This window comes from Rhodococcus sp. IEGM 1354, from assembly GCF_030056855.1.
GTDB lineage: Bacteria > Actinomycetota > Actinomycetes > Mycobacteriales > Mycobacteriaceae > Rhodococcoides.
In genome coordinates, this window is sequence record NZ_JASHKT010000011.1 from 86652 (window position 1) to 100654 (window position 14003).

Here is a 14003-nt window from a genome sequence, read left to right on the forward strand (position 1 = left end):
ATCACCCCTCGTTTCGGTCGTCGCGAATCCGCGGAAAGGGATCACCCTTCGCCCACGGCGCAATCGGATTGCCCTGCCACCGAGTATGCGCGGGAACCGTATCGCCGCGCATCACCAGAGAGGCAGGCCCCACCGTCGCACCATCACCTATACCCGATGCAGGCAAAGCGACACAGTGCGGTCCCAGGGTTGCGCCTCTGCCGAGATCGACGGTGTCCATGGACATGATCCGATCATGGAACAGGTGCGTCTGCACAACGCACCCTCGGTTGACCGTCGCACCGTCGGCCAACGTCACGAGGTCTGCCTCGGGGAGCCAGTACGTCTCGCACCACACACCTCGCCCGATGTCCGCCCCAAGCCACCGCAGCCACATGTTGAGCACCGCGGTGCCCTCGGCAGCGCGCGCGAACCACGGTGCGGCGACGGTCTCGACGAACGTGTCGGCCACCTCGTTGCGCCATACGAACGAACTCCACAGAGGATGGTCGGTCTTGCCGATCCGGCCGACCCACAGCCACTTCGCGGCCGCCGACACAGCCGCAGCCACGAAGCCGGCGACGAGCAACACGACACCGCTAAGCGCGGCAGCAAGCCAGTAGCCGATCGAGTCGGCAATCGCGGTCAGTCCGAACAACACGCCGAGCCCGATGCCGAACGTCACGACGACGGGGATCAGGCGGCACGTCTCGACGAGCGCACGGGCAATCTTCAACTTCCTGGGCGGGTCGAACGTGCGCGACGAGTCGGCACTGCCTGCCGCGCGGCGCAACCGAACCGGAGGGCTACCGAGCCACGACGAGCCCGACTTGGCCTTGTCCGGCGTGGCGGACAGCACCGCAACCAGACCGTTCTTCGGCACGGTTCGCCCCGGACCGGTCATGCCGGAGTTACCGAGAAACGCCCGCTTGCCCACCTTGGCGTCGCCGAGGTGCATCCAGCCGCCGCCGAGTTCGTAGCTCGCGACCATGGTGTCGTCGGCGAGGAACGCACCGTCGGCGACCGTGGTGAACTTGGGGATCATCAGCACCGTCGACGCCTCGACGTCCTTACCGATTTTCGCACCCAGAAGTCGGAGCCAATGCGGTGTCAACAGTGACGCGTAGAGCGGGAACAGGAAGGTGCGCGCCGAGTCCATCAGGCGTTCGGTGGCCCAGACCTGCCAGCCGATGCGGCTCCGTACCGGGTGGTAGCCGCCGACGAGTCCGATACCGAGCAACCGCACCGCGACGACGGTGATCAGCGCGAACACCGCCAACGACACCAGAGTGGCGACGGGCAGCATCACCAAGCCGCGTTGGAAGGCGTCGAGCACGGAGTCCGCGGTGTGAATCCACCAGCCCATCAACACCAAGCTGACGCCGATGGAGAACAAGGCCATGCCGGAGAGGAACAGCGACGCGACGCCGTACGCGAACACCCACTTGGTGGCGCGCGGAGGTGTTTCCGCCGGCCACGGATGATCGGCCTTGCCCACCTTCTGCGCGGGCGAGCCGGACCACATCTGGCCGGCCTTGACTCGTCCGACGACGGCCGAGCCGGCTGTGACGACAGCGTTCTTGCCGACCTTGGTGCCGGGCAGCAGCGTGGAACGCGCGCCGACGGTGGCACCGGCACCGATCTCGATGCCGCCGATGTAGACGAGGTCGCCGTCGATCCAATGGCCGGACAGGTCGACCTCGGGTTCGATGGAGCAGCCGTCGCCGAGTTCGAGCATGCCGGTGACGGGCGGCAGGGTGTGCAGGTCGACGCCCTTGCCGATCTTCGAACCGAGAGCGCGCGCGTAGTAGACCATCCACGGTGCACCCGAGAGGTTGGACGCGCCACTCGCATCGGTCAATCGCGTTGCCGCCCAAAGTCTTATGTGCATGCTGCCGCCGCGTCGATATGCGCCGGGTTTCAACCCCGCCAGCAGTATCCGTGAACCGATCACCGAGATGGCCATGCGCCCGACCGGGGTGATGAACAGGACGAATGCGAGCAGAATCCACCACCACGACAGCGTCGGAGCCCACGGCACGTCGCCGAACCAGGCCATGACGTTGAACAGCAGGCCGAGCCAGGTGACCCACTGCAACCCGGTCAGCGTCGTCAACGGAACGGTCGCCAGAATCTGGGCCCATTGCGCGGTACGAGACGTCGGTGCCACATCGCGGGGGATTGCCTCCACGACAGGCTTCAGGTCGTCCAGATACTGTGCCAGAGAACCCAACCGCGGGTGGTCGTAGAGCTGCGCGACGGTGATCTCGGGGAACCGCTCGCGCAGTGCCGTCACCAGCTGAGCGGCCGACAGCGAACCGCCGCCGTTGGCGAAGAAGTCGGCGTTCTCGTCGTTGACCTGCGCGCCGAGGATGTTGGTCCACAACTCGGCAACCCACCCGGCGGTACCACCGAGCGCCGACGCGCCTGCCATGCCGGGCAGCGGCCACGGGAGCGCATTGCGGTCGACCTTGCCCGAGGTACGGGTGGGCATCTCGTCGACCAGCGCGAGCCGCGGTACGAGCGCCGACGGCAACTGCTCGGCCAGCAAGGCGCGCGCGGCCTCCAGGTCGAAGTCGGGATTGGTACTGGCGAGATAGCCCACCAGAACCGAGTTGCCCGCAGCGGTCTTGCGGACTGCCGCGGCCGCACCGCCGACGCCCGGAAGTGCTTGCAGCGCATTGTCTATCTCGCCCAGCTCTATGCGTCGCCCACCGAGCTTGACCTGGTCGTCGGCGCGGCCCTGGAACAACAGTCCCTCGAGCTCGAGCTTCACCAGGTCGCCGCTGCGATACGCCCGGTCCCACCCGAGAGAGGGCATGGGCGCGTACTTCTCGGCGTCCTTGGCCGGATCGAGATACCGGGCGAGGCCGACGCCGCCGATGACGAGCTCGCCTACTTCGCCGACCGCCACCGGAGTGCCCGAGGCGTCGACGACTGCCAGATCCCAACCGTCCAGCGGTAATCCGATGCGGACCGGGCCCTTCCCGTCCATGATGGACGCGCACGCGACGACCGTCGCCTCGGTGGGGCCGTAGGTGTTCCAGACTTCCCGGCCTTCGACGGCGAGCCGCTCGGCCAGCTCGGGTGGGCATGCTTCGCCACCGAAGATCAACAGCCGCACCGCTTCCAGTGCCACCGCGGGCCACAGTGACGCCAGCGTCGGCACCGTCGAGACGACGCTGATGTCTCGGGAGACGAGCCACGGACCGAGGTCGAAGCCGGATCGCACCAGGGAGCGCGGGGCGGGCACCAGGCAGGCGCCGTGCCGCCACGCCAGCCACATCTCCTCGCAGGAGGCGTCGAACGCGACCGACAGGCCGGCGAGCACTCGGTCACCCGGTCCCAGCGGATCCTTCTGCAGGAACATGCGAGCCTCGGCGTCGACGAACGCCGCGGCGTTACGGTGGCTGACTGCAACACCTTTGGGGGTTCCGGTCGAACCCGAGGTGAAGATCACCCACGCGTCGTCCTCGGGTGTGGGCGGCTCGGGCACCGGAGTACCGCCACCCAGTTCAGGCGCATTCTGTTTCGGCGCGGTGCCGGCTGCGATACCGCCCGCAGTGACGATGGCCGTCACCTGCGCCTCACCGAAGACCAATTCGGCGCGCTCTTCCGGATCGTCGGCGTCGACGGGTACGTACGCAGCCCCGACGTCGAGGATCGACAGAATCGCGACATAGAGCGAGAAGGACCCCGACGGCATCCTGATGCCGACGCGGTCGCCGCGTCGGACACCGGCGTCGGCGAGCCACTGGGCCCCCTCGGCGATGTCGTCCAGCAGTTCGGCGTAGCTGACCGACACCGTCCCGTCGTCGATCGCGGGTGCATCCGGAAAACGATCGGCTGTCTCCTGCAGTACGTCGATCAGTGTGCGGGCCGGCGGGGCAAGGGGCGAGCGGAGAAACGCGGCCGGAGCAGGTGCGATATCCGTGCTCGAACCCGGCAGATCGTTCTCTTGGTGCACAGGCAACCGGGTGTCCTTCTCGTTCGTTGGCAGATGACTCATGTGGTGCTGAGGAAAAGCAGCGCCGTTGGTTATCTCACGTTCTGTTTGCCAGCAGGTGAACGAGCGCGCCTTCCCACCGCGGAGATCCTACTGCTGTCTCGGCGTGAGCCCCGGCTTGACAAAACCGTGGCGGGTTTGCCAGTGTCTTGACCACGGTCACGAGTACCAGCATCGAGCCCCGGCTTGCTGGTCGGCAACCCTCCTTCGCGGTGGGGTGCTCCGGGTGACGACCAGGCTGACGCCGGAGAACCGGCGCGGCAAGCGCGGACTCGTTCACGAATCACTTCCGTTGCGGGTCCCTCGAACGTGAGGGCTTGATCTGTCATGACGTCTGTACTTTCCCGTCCCTGTGCTCCTTTTGCCCCTGTTTCCGGCACGGAGTTGCAGGTTCCGCTGGTCCACGGTGGCACGTGCACCTACGCCAACTTCGACTACGCGGCCAGCGCGCCCGCGCTGTCGGCGGTGACGAATCGGATCGCGGAGTTGCTGCCGTTCTACTCGAGCGTGCACCGCGGTGCCGGCTACGCGTCTCGGGTGTGCACCGCGGCATACGAGAAGGCGCGCGAGACCGTCGCTGAGTTCGTTGGGGCACAACAGGATTCCGTGGTCGTGTTCACACGCAACACCACCGATTCGCTCAACCTGCTGGCCGCGTGCGTGCCGGGGGAGACCGTGGTGCTCGATATCGAGCACCACGCGAACCTGCTGCCGTGGCGCAATCGCCGAGTGGTGGTGGCAGCATCGACGCTGGCCGAGACGCTCGCCCGGCTCGACGCGGAGTTGGCTGCGAAACCTGCTGCGCTACTGGCCATCACGGGGGCATCGAACGTCACCGGCGAAGTGCTCCCTATCGGGCAACTGGCCGATCTCGCGCATCGGCACGGTGCTCGGATCGTCGTCGACGGCGCACAGCTCGTTCCGCACCGTCGAGTGGACATTGCCGCACTCGGTGTGGACTATCTGGCGTTCTCGGGACACAAGCTCTACGCCCCGTTCGGCGCGGGTGTGCTTGTGGGAAGCCGTGATTGGCTCGACGCCGGCGAACCCCACCTGGCCGGCGGTGGTGCCGTGCGCAGTGTGACGATCGAGCACACCGACTGGGCTCCCGCACCGCAGCGACACGAGGCAGGAACGCCCAATGTGCTCGGTGTCGTCGCGCTGGCGGCGGCGTGCGAGGCCATCGCATCGTTCGACGAGGACGCCGCGACCGCACACGAGCGGGAATTGTCCACCCGATTGCGAGACGGGTTGGCCGCACTGAAGGGTGTCGAACTGCTGCAGGTGTGGGCAGACGCGCCCGACGTCGTCGGCATCGTCACGTTCACCGTCGCCGGCTACGACCCCGGTGAAGTGGCGGCGTACCTGTCGGCCGAACACGGCATCGGAGTGCGCGACGGAAAGTTCTGCGCCCACCCCCTGCTGCGCCGACTCGGTCATGCCGACGGTGCCGTGCGGGCCAGTATCGGTCTCGGCAGTTCCTCGGCCGACGTGGACCGACTCGTCGGCGCGTTGGCGGCGTTCGTCGAGTCCGGTCCGAACTGGAATTACGCCGAAGAGGCCGGGTGGTGGAACCCCGTTCCGGACCCTCGGCCGTTCCCCGCCCTGGCCGACGGGGCCGCCGGGGTTGGATCCCCGTGCAGCCCCACAGACAGTTAGCATGGCGTCATGACCGTGAGTGTCGTCTTTCGTGGCAATCGCCACTGGTGCAACAGGTATGTCGATCTGTGCCGCACTGCGTCCGGGTCGTGTTCGAGTTCGGCTCCGCTCCGACCGCATGCGTATCCCGACCGACGAATCAGGACCACCACTCATGTCGCACAATCACACCCGCATAGCCATCGAATCCGATGACGTCTGGACCGAACTGACCGCTGGGCCCGAGGTGAACACCGTCAGGATCGTCGCCTCGGACCTGCGGGAAGCTCAGCAACAACGCGCCCGGTTGCACGCAGAAGCCGTCGACCGCGGTGAATCGGCCGAGAACCTCGCGGTCTTCCTCGATCTCGAGATCTACGTCGCTGCCGACGCCAGGACAGCCCGTCGGGAATTCGCCGCACTCGACGCGCCGGCGGGCCCGTCGTCGATCCGCTACGTCGGTACCCCGTCGGGACTGGCGAGTTTGATCTCCGACGTCACCGCGGCCGACGTCGCGGACGGCGTGACGCTGCAGGTACACGGCGAGATCGAGCGGCAGGCGACGTTCCTGGTCGCAGGAGTGTTGCCGCTCCTCGAATCGCGCGGCACCCGCCTCGACACCGACGTCGTCGACGCGATCCTCGGCGCACCCCGAATCGCCCCGACCCTCGCCTCGTAGGTCGTTCGAGCTCAGGTAACGTCGATCGCCAGACCAGCGGTGATGCGCAGCAACTCGGTGTACGAGGAGCGGAAGATCGTGTCGATGTGCCCGGCTGCGGCCCACAATTCCGGGTGGGCCGCCAGGTCCTGATCGACGAACGTATCCAAGTTCGTCGGATGGCCGACCGGAGCAATTCCGCCGATCGGCTGACCGGTGGCGTGCTTGGCGGTACGCAGATCGGCTCGGGCGAGTGTGCCGCCGAGACGCTCACCGGTGTGCTCGAGATGAACATTGTGAGCCCCGGACACCAGGAGCAACACCGGCTCGTCGTCGAGCAGAAACACCATCGACTTCACGATCGCACCCACCTCGACGCCCAATGCAGCTGCGGCATCGGCGGCGGTGTGGGTGCCCTCGGGACTGTTCACCACCACCCCGTGATGACCACGAGAAATCAGGGTGTCGGCAACATGGGCTGCATTCGGATGAAGTAGCCGGGACATGCCCCAACCCTATTGCCACACGACCGTTTACGCAGAGAGCTTGCCCAACTGGGTCATTCCGCAGGCTCCACTCCCGCCTTAGTGGGTCATTCCGCAGGCTCCACTCCCGCCTCCTTGGGTCATTCCGCAGGCTCCACTCCCGCCTCCTTGGGTCATTCCGCAGGCTTCACTCCCGCGAGATCACCGAACAGTCTCAATCGCGCCATCCCGCCGTCGGGGAAGATGTCCATTCGCACCTCCGACACCGGGATGTCGTGGTCGAGAACGAAGCGATGCCGAGTGTCGGGCTGCAGTGTCGTTCGCGGCAGGAGTTCGATCCAGTCGCCGTCGCCCAGTCGCCCTTGCAGGGACGCCGCGCCGGGGGCGTTGCCCAGGAAGCAACTGGTGTCCAGCTCGGCCAGCCGGATACGGCCCGTGCCGGCGAGCTGCACCTGCACCCAGTCGTTGGCGTCGTTGCGTCGACGCGAGGTCTCCCAGCCTTCGCCCATCGAGCGCGGCGGGCCGGGGAACAGCAGATTGTTGGGGGAGCTGTAGAACATGTTGGAGCAGGCCGACACGTATGCGCCGTTCTCGAGCGCGGCCAGGTCGACGGGCCCGACGGCGAGGAACTTCGGGTCCGGGACGCCGCGGCCGAGTACTCGCAGCCGAGCGACGCCGCCGTCCGGGTAGATGGACAGCTTGACGTGCGTCCACCGGGCGTCGGACGCGACCTCGAATCGGTTCTCGCTATCGCCGTCGACGGCACTACGGGCGACGATGGTCGTCCACTCCGTGTCGTACAGCTCGGTCGGTGACGGGAATCCGGTCACCTCGGCGGCCTCGATCGAAATTTCCGGCGGGTAGTTGCCGGTGAACCACGACGTGTCGACGATGACGGCCGATACGACACCGGCAGCTCCGAGTCGCACGATCGCCTCGTCGTAGCCGGCCTCGCGTCGGCGGCGCGTCTCCCACCCGTCGTAGATCTGCCCCTTGTGCCCGAACGTCGCGGTCGAGTAGTCGGCTTTGCCCGGTGTGATCAGATTTTCCTTCTCGGCGAACGTCTCGTCGTTCGCCCACACCACTGCGCCACCGAGTGTGCGGACAGCGAGATCGGGCATCGGCAGAGGGAAGGTGGCAGTCATGGGATGCCACTTTACTGGCTCGGCATCGATTCACCGGCGCTGCGACGACGGCGCAGAACCGCTGCCGCAGCCATCAGCAGCACGCCGATCAGGATGTAGAGACCCAGTCCGAGTGCCGGCTGCCCGACCCCCGCACCCGAGAAGTACACGATGCTGCGCACTCCTTCGGTGCCGATGCCCGGGGTGATCCACCGGCCGATCGACGCGTACACATGCGGCAGTACGTTGGCCCCGAAAGCGCCTCCAGCGCTGGGATTTCCGAGGATGACGAACAGCACGATCGCCGCCGGTACCGCAGCCACTCCGATCAGGGCTCGCAGGCCCATCGTGAACAGTCCGGTGGCGAAGACGACCCCGGTGCCCAGCACGGTGAGCGGAAACCAGTGTCCGGCAAAGGTTCCGAGTACGTGGGTGGTCAGCAGTGCTCCCAGTGCGCCCGAGGCAATCGAGTACGCGGCGAGAATGCCGACGTGGACACAGGTTTCGCGTCGGGTCGTCGGTGCCCCGATGAGCAGACCGAAGGCGGCCGCGAGGAGGTAGCCGCCGACGACCCAGCCCACCGACAGGTAGAAGCCGGACAATCCTCGGTTGTCGTGCACCCCGACCGGGATCTCGTCGCGCACCACGAACTGGCGTCCCTGAGCGGCATCGACCTCGGTGAAGATCGATTCGAGGGCCGTCGCCACCGAGCTGCCGGCGGCGCTGGCGGTGATCAGTGTGTCGGTGCCGCTCGAGCCGACGACGTAAGCACCGAGGATGTCCCGATCGCGGAGCAGAGTGCGAACCTCGGCGGTATCGACTGCCGTACGCGCGTCGAGCGGCGCACCGTCGATGGCGTCGAGGCGGTCGGCGGTCTGCTGGTCCAGGCCGGCGGGAAGCCCGGCCTCGGTCACCACGGCGATCGGAATTGCGTGGGGAGTCGGCTGATGGAACGCCGACACGTAGCTGAGGATGAAGCCGAGTTGCAGCACCAGCACTGCGGCGGCGAGTAGTGACATCTTGCGCATGAAAGTGCTCCTGAACATGTCGAGACCCGAAGACCTTGTCGATACCCGAGGTATTCAATACTCTAGGTATCGTGAATGCCGAGCAGCAAGAAGAGTGGCGATCGACACAGCCACAGCGCAGGCCGCAGCGCACCGATGTGCGAGAACGACTGCTCGCCGCAGCCGCCGACGAGTTCACCGAGCGTGGATACGCGGCGGCAAAGCTCACCGACATTGCCGATCGGGCCGGCTTCACGAAGGGGGCCGTGTACTCCAACTTCGATTCCAAGCAAGGGTTGTTCGCCGAACTGCTGGCACAGCGCTCACTCGATCTCGCCGCCCGCGTACTCGCTCACGTGTCCGACCTGGACCCGCAGGCAGCTGCGGGAGCCGGCGGCGGCGAAATCGCGTCCTGGGTGGTCGCCGAGCCGCGGTGGCCACTATTGACCGTCGAATTCGGGATTCTCGCGGGCCGAGACCCGGTGGTTGCCGAGCGCTACCGCACCGACCGCCGAGCCCTCCGCTCCGAGCTCGAGCGACTCATCGCCGATCGAGCGGTGCAATGGGGTGTGGGGGAGGCGTTCGATGCTCGACGCCTCGCGATGTCATTGGCTGCGTTGATCTCCGGATTGGCCGTCGAACATTCGGTGGATCCTGAGGAGGTCGACCGGTCCGTCATCGCCGATGCCGTGTCGGAACTGTTCGCCGGAGCGATAGCCAGAGCACATCTCGATTGAGGGCTGCGCGACCGGGTACTCCGGGTTCATGAGTGCTCAGAATCCAGAACCCGACGAGACTGCCGGCCTCGAAGCGGGCGGTAGCGTGACGCCGGGCGATACTCCTCCGGCCGAGACAGGAGTCGGTGGGCCCAACCATGAACCGCCGCAGCGCAGCCGAGTGATGCCGATCGTCGTCATCGTGCTGGTGGCACTGTTGGCGATCGTGATCGCGGGTGGCCTGATCGGCCGAGTCGTCGGCCTCTTCGGCTGACCCGCGCGGTTATCAGTACGGCGGCCAGCCGCCTTCGGGACCCAGCAGTCGGCCGAGACGACGGTGATCGATCTCGACCAACTCCCTACGCATGACCATCCGTTCGGTCGATTCGTCGTTGTCGAGTCGATGGCCGAGCTCCATCAGCACGTCCCTGGGCTCGAAACCGTCGGGAGACATCATCAGGCTCGAGACGTAGCGCCAGCCGAATTTCGATTCGTACGCGCGCGCCGCGGTGCCCAGGGCGCTACGCGATTCTGCGTCCATGGCCGTGCACATCTTGTTCGGCTCGGGCAGCGTCGCGGCCAAGGCGTCGATGTCGTTGTCGGACAACTCGTTCAGCTCGGCGGCCGCCGCGGTGAACAACTCGTCCCGCGATCGGTACGGGCGGCCGTCGGCGAGACGCGAGGCCCAGGCGACCGAGCAGCAGCACTCGTAGAGCGCGTGGACTGCCTTGCGACGCGGCAGATCGTTGAATGTCTCGAGCCCCAACCCCTGATGCATCAACATGCATGAATGATGGGGGACCGGAGTTAGCCATTGCCATAGCTGAGCAGGCTCTTAGCGCAGACGTTACTCGGCGTAACACGCCCTGTGGGTACCGCTGCGTCTGCCGCTAGGCTCGCAGGCATGACCGAACGGAACTGGACCGCATTCTCTGTGGACATCGCGGACCACATCGCGCACGTGACACTTCTCGGGCCGAACAAGGGCAACGCCATGGGCCCTGATTTCTGGAGCGAATGCCCAGAACTGTTCGCCCAACTCGATGCCGATCCAGAGGTGCGGGCCGTGGTTCTCGCGGGCTCCGGAAGGAACTTCACCTACGGTCTCGACCTGCCGGCCATGGCCGGAACGTTCGGGCCGCTGATGGCCGATCAGGCACTCGCGGGCCCCAGGACGACGTTTCACGACACCATCAAGACGATGCAGAAGGCCGTCAACGCCGTGGCGGACTGCCGCAAACCCGTCGTCGCCGCAGTGCAGGGCTGGTGCATCGGTGGCGGCGTCGACCTCATCACCGCCGCCGACGTGCGATACGCCAGCGCCGATGCAAAGTTCAGCGTCCGCGAGGTGCGTGTCGCGATCGTCGCCGACATGGGATCTCTCGCTCGGCTCCCCGCGATCATCGGTGACGGCCACATGCGTGAGCTCGCGTTGACCGGCAAGGACATCGACGCGGCGCGCGCGGAGAAGATCGGACTGGTCAACGACGTGTTCGAGGACCACGATGCCGTTCTCGCGGCCGCCCGCGAGTGCGCCGCCGCCATCGCCGCGAACCCGCCCCTGGTGGTGCAGGGCATCAAGACCGTCCTCGACCATTCCCGGTCGGCGAGCGTCGACGACTCGCTGAGATTCGTTGCGGCCTGGAACGCGGCCTTCCTCGCCTCGCACGATCTCACCGAGGCCATCACCTCGGTGTTCGAGAAGCGTCCGGCCCAATTCACCGGTAGCTGACGTGGTCGAATACGCCGAAGAGCTGGGTACGCAGCTGCTTCGGCTACAGCGGATTCGAGAGCGGAACATCGCGCAGATCTCGTCCTCGGGTGGCGTCGACGGTGCTGCCTACGTGTGCCTGTTCCGCCTGCTGCGCGACGGACCGATGCGGTCCAGCGAGCTCGCCGCGATGGTGAACTCGGACCCTTCCACGGTCAGCAGACAGGTGGCCCAGCTGGTCGAGCGAGGGCACGTCGCGCGGGTACCCGACGAACGGGACGGGCGGGCATTCGTTCTGGCCGTCACCCCGTCCGGCGAGGAAGCCGCAGCAGCCATCCAGCAACGCCGCACCGAGAACCTCGGACGAGTCATCGAAGGATGGGCTCAGGAGGATCGGGCGACGCTGGTCGGTCTGCTCGACCGATTCTTGACCGATTACGAGACCATCAGACCGGACCTGCCCACTCAACGCCCGGGTAACGTCTGAGCCTCGGACTGCTCGGAACGGACGGAGGGAACGCGGTGCCAACCGATCACGACCTACCGTCCCCATCGTCCGAGATCGGACCCCGATCGGGCTCGATCCGGCTCGAGCGTCGCGTGGCCAGGGGCATCGCAGTCCTCGTCCCGTCGTTCGGCGTGATCGGCGCGATCGTCATGATCTCGGACGACGGCCCGGTCGGCACGACGGCCGTGCTGATCTGCACGATCGTGCTGCTCTCCACTCTGCCGGTGGGAGCGTGGTGGTGGCTACGTTCGGTGGACGCCTCGCACATGCCCGGATGGTTCGTGATCTATGCGGACGTGGGCGTTTCGGGGCTGTTGCTGACCTTCGCGGATCGGGACCTGGCTCTGTACGGTGCTGCCCTGTTCTCGGTGATCGGCACCTACATCGCGTATTTCTCCCGACGCAACGTATTGAAATTTCACACGGCTTTCGTCAACGCCGTCATTCTGCTGCTCGCGGTACTGGCGGTTTTCGAGCGGCCGGACGATCCGGCCTCGATCATCGCGCGGGCCCTCATCACAGTGCTCGTGGTCAATTCGGTGCTCGCTTTTCGCGCTGTCATCCAACGCCAGCTCGACCTCGCCAACACCGACTCGTTGACGGGCCTGCTCAACCGGCGTGGTCTGGAGCTGCGGCTCGAGCGGATGCTGGGCAAATTGGACGACGACCGATCCGTGGCATTGATGGTGGTCGATCTGGACCAGTTCAAGCGGGTCAACGACACCTTCGGTCACGCGATGGGTGATCGGGTTCTTCGCCGAACAGCGCGGCGGCTGAGCGCTGTCACCGGTACCCGTCCGTGCGTGGCGCGGACCGGAGGTGAGGAGTTCACGATTGCCGTCCCGGTCGACGCCGACTCCGCGAAGCACCTGGCCGACGACATCCGCGAGGCAGTGCACGATCCAGGCGACGACGTGCCGGTGACGGTCAGCATCGGGGTCGCTGTACTCGATGCCGGTCGGTGGCGAGCGGCCGATTCGTCCTACGAGTCCGCCGAGTTGATGCACAACGGACTGCTCGACGCCGACGCAGCGATGTACGAGTCGAAACACGCGGGTGGAAACAGAGCAACGGTGTACAGCGGCACCTGACATGCCGGTGTACACCGTTGTTCGTTCCAAGGAAACGTTCTGGGGAGAACGATTCGAGCCGTCAGCGCAGAGCGCTCTTCGGGTCGTTCCACAACTGGTCGGTGAAATCCTCCAACGCGACGAGCACGATGGTGTCCTCGGTGCGCCGAAGAATCGACTTGCTGGCCCGCACCTGAACGATGTCGCCGGTCTTGTCGGTCATCCGCCACAGGGAGTCCGCACGGGTGGCGACGGTGGTCAGGAACATCTCCGCGACGTTCACGCCCTCCGGAGCTCGATCCGGGAAGATGTCGTGCAGGTGAAAGTCCTCTCGTTCTGTGCGGTCGAGTCCGAACAGATCGTCGAAGGCCTCGTTCGCGAACACGATGGCACCGGTGGGATCGACAGCCAGAATCGGTACCGGGATCCGGTCGAGAACGACGGTCACCGGCAGATCGGGGAACTGGGTCGGGTCCGATATCGGCCGCGACTCCAGATTGCGCCGATCACCGGCGGTGCCGTTGGAAGTGCTGTCGGTCATACGTCTCCCCAAACTGTGGTTCGTCGGCACACTGCCGAAACGAGGTGTTGTGATGCCGAAAGGATCAGTGACCCGGATTGTCCGTCAAACGCTTGAAGGACGCAGCGATTTCGGCCTCGGCTTCTGCGCGACCCACCCAGTCTGCACCGGTGACGTGCTTGTTGGGTTCGAGATCCTTGTAATGGACGAAGAAATGCTTGATGGCGTCGAGCTCGAAGGTCGAGACGTCGCTCAGATCCTGGATGTGATCCCAGCGGGTGTCGCCGGCCGGCACACACAGCACCTTGTCGTCGCCGCCTGCTTCGTCGACCATCTTGAACATGGCCACCGGGCGGGCCTCGACGATCACACCGGGGTACACCGACTCGGGCAGCAGCACCAGCGCGTCGAGCGGATCGCCGTCCTCGCCCAGGGTGTTCTCGATGAAGCCGTAGTCGGCCGGATACGCCATCGCGGTGTAGAGGTAGCGGTCGAGGCGAACACGTCCGGTGACGTGGTCGACCTCGTACTTGTTGCGCTGCCCCTTGGGGATCTCGATGGTGACGTCGAACGACACGTGC

General features: G+C 66.0%; 14 protein-coding genes and 1 riboswitch. Of the genes, 7 read left to right on the forward strand and 7 right to left on the reverse strand.

The genetic code is table 11. The features are described from left to right. Position 1: 1 nt before the first annotated feature. Positions 2-3988: a Pls/PosA family non-ribosomal peptide synthetase gene (locus QM588_RS21345; protein WP_283316378.1), complete on the reverse strand. Its 3987-nt coding sequence runs from the start codon at positions 3986-3988 to the stop codon at positions 2-4. Positions 3989-4142: 154 nt separating this feature from the next. Further along, a riboswitch (SAM riboswitch) is annotated at positions 4143-4258 on the forward strand. Between the two features lie 54 nt (positions 4259-4312). Between QM588_RS21345 and QM588_RS21350 the strand changes: the two genes are divergently transcribed. Both QM588_RS21350 and QM588_RS21355 read left to right on the forward strand, forming a co-directional pair. Beyond that, positions 4313-5644 (forward strand): aminotransferase class V-fold PLP-dependent enzyme, encoded by a 1332-nt coding sequence (locus tag QM588_RS21350; protein WP_283316379.1) that lies wholly within the window; start codon positions 4313-4315, stop codon positions 5642-5644. 154 nt (positions 5645-5798) lie between these two features. Further along, positions 5799-6302 carry a hypothetical protein gene (locus QM588_RS21355; protein WP_283316382.1) on the forward strand — a complete coding sequence of 168 codons (504 nt, stop codon included), beginning with the start codon at positions 5799-5801 and terminating at the stop codon, positions 6300-6302. Positions 6303-6313: 11 nt separating this feature from the next. Here the strand turns inward: QM588_RS21355 and QM588_RS21360 are convergent, their stop codons facing one another. From QM588_RS21360 to QM588_RS21370, 3 genes are all read right to left on the reverse strand, one after another. After that, positions 6314-6787: a YbaK/EbsC family protein gene (locus tag QM588_RS21360; protein ID WP_032369378.1), complete on the reverse strand. Its 474-nt coding sequence runs from the start codon at positions 6785-6787 to the stop codon at positions 6314-6316. A 152-nt stretch (positions 6788-6939) separates the two neighbouring features. Next, the gene (gene alc, locus QM588_RS21365; RefSeq protein ID WP_283316383.1) at positions 6940-7911 is read right to left on the reverse strand and encodes an allantoicase; all 972 of its coding nucleotides are present in this window, start codon (positions 7909-7911) and stop codon (positions 6940-6942) included. Between the two features lie 11 nt (positions 7912-7922). Then, positions 7923-8918, reverse strand: a complete 996-nt coding sequence (locus QM588_RS21370; protein WP_032373856.1) for a hypothetical protein — start codon at positions 8916-8918, stop codon at positions 7923-7925. Between the two features lie 71 nt (positions 8919-8989). Between QM588_RS21370 and QM588_RS21375 the strand changes: the two genes are divergently transcribed. Together QM588_RS21375 and QM588_RS21380 are read left to right on the forward strand one after the other, a co-directional pair. Further along, on the forward strand, positions 8990-9634 hold the full coding sequence (locus tag QM588_RS21375; protein ID WP_442972957.1) for a TetR/AcrR family transcriptional regulator: 645 nt from the start codon (positions 8990-8992) through the stop codon (positions 9632-9634). Positions 9635-9662: 28 nt separating this feature from the next. Continuing rightward, positions 9663-9887 carry a DUF6480 family protein gene (locus QM588_RS21380; RefSeq protein ID WP_283316386.1) on the forward strand — a complete coding sequence of 75 codons (225 nt, stop codon included), beginning with the start codon at positions 9663-9665 and terminating at the stop codon, positions 9885-9887. 12 nt (positions 9888-9899) lie between these two features. Here the strand turns inward: QM588_RS21380 and QM588_RS21385 are convergent, their stop codons facing one another. Then, complete coding sequence (locus QM588_RS21385) at positions 9900-10397, reverse strand: 2-oxo-4-hydroxy-4-carboxy-5-ureidoimidazoline decarboxylase (RefSeq protein ID WP_283316387.1); 498 nt, start codon at positions 10395-10397, stop codon at positions 9900-9902. Positions 10398-10517: 120 nt separating this feature from the next. On the opposite strand from QM588_RS21385, the gene QM588_RS21390 reads away from it, so the two are divergent. From QM588_RS21390 to QM588_RS21400, 3 genes are read left to right on the forward strand one after another with little or no spacing between them, the layout of a single operon-like run. Next, on the forward strand, positions 10518-11345 hold the full coding sequence (locus QM588_RS21390; RefSeq protein ID WP_283316388.1) for a crotonase/enoyl-CoA hydratase family protein: 828 nt from the start codon (positions 10518-10520) through the stop codon (positions 11343-11345). Between the two features lies 1 nt (position 11346). Next, complete coding sequence (locus QM588_RS21395) at positions 11347-11811, forward strand: MarR family winged helix-turn-helix transcriptional regulator (RefSeq protein WP_283316389.1); 465 nt, start codon at positions 11347-11349, stop codon at positions 11809-11811. 35 nt (positions 11812-11846) lie between these two features. Further along, on the forward strand, positions 11847-12923 hold the full coding sequence (locus QM588_RS21400) for a GGDEF domain-containing protein (RefSeq protein ID WP_283316390.1): 1077 nt from the start codon (positions 11847-11849) through the stop codon (positions 12921-12923). 61 nt (positions 12924-12984) lie between these two features. Here the strand turns inward: QM588_RS21400 and QM588_RS21405 are convergent, their stop codons facing one another. Next, positions 12985-13443 (reverse strand): PAS domain-containing protein, encoded by a 459-nt coding sequence (locus QM588_RS21405; RefSeq protein WP_027494379.1) that lies wholly within the window; start codon positions 13441-13443, stop codon positions 12985-12987. Positions 13444-13507: 64 nt separating this feature from the next. Next, the gene (locus QM588_RS21410; RefSeq protein ID WP_027494378.1) at positions 13508-13999 is read right to left on the reverse strand and encodes an inorganic diphosphatase; all 492 of its coding nucleotides are present in this window, start codon (positions 13997-13999) and stop codon (positions 13508-13510) included. Positions 14000-14003 lie beyond the last annotated feature (4 nt).

What these genes read in the sequence shown, in the direction of transcription:
- QM588_RS21380 (WP_283316386.1), top strand. Translation starts at nt 9,663, where the DNA reads ATGAGTGCTCAGAATCCAGAACCCGACGAGACTGCCGGCCTCGAAGCG.
- QM588_RS21405 (WP_027494379.1), bottom strand. Translation starts at nt 13,443, where the DNA reads ATGACCGACAGCACTTCCAACGGCACCGCCGGTGATCGGCGCAATCTG.
- QM588_RS21355 (WP_283316382.1), top strand. Translation starts at nt 5,799, where the DNA reads ATGTCGCACAATCACACCCGCATAGCCATCGAATCCGATGACGTCTGG.
- QM588_RS21345 (WP_283316378.1), bottom strand. Translation starts at nt 3,988, where the DNA reads ATGAGTCATCTGCCAACGAACGAGAAGGACACCCGGTTGCCTGTGCAC.
- QM588_RS21390 (WP_283316388.1), top strand. Translation starts at nt 10,518, where the DNA reads ATGACCGAACGGAACTGGACCGCATTCTCTGTGGACATCGCGGACCAC.
- QM588_RS21360 (WP_032369378.1), bottom strand. Translation starts at nt 6,787, where the DNA reads ATGTCCCGGCTACTTCATCCGAATGCAGCCCATGTTGCCGACACCCTG.
- QM588_RS21370 (WP_032373856.1), bottom strand. Translation starts at nt 8,918, where the DNA reads ATGCGCAAGATGTCACTACTCGCCGCCGCAGTGCTGGTGCTGCAACTC.
- QM588_RS21385 (WP_283316387.1), bottom strand. Translation starts at nt 10,397, where the DNA reads ATGTTGATGCATCAGGGGTTGGGGCTCGAGACATTCAACGATCTGCCG.
- QM588_RS21350 (WP_283316379.1), top strand. Translation starts at nt 4,313, where the DNA reads ATGACGTCTGTACTTTCCCGTCCCTGTGCTCCTTTTGCCCCTGTTTCC.
- alc (WP_283316383.1), bottom strand. Translation starts at nt 7,911, where the DNA reads ATGACTGCCACCTTCCCTCTGCCGATGCCCGATCTCGCTGTCCGCACA.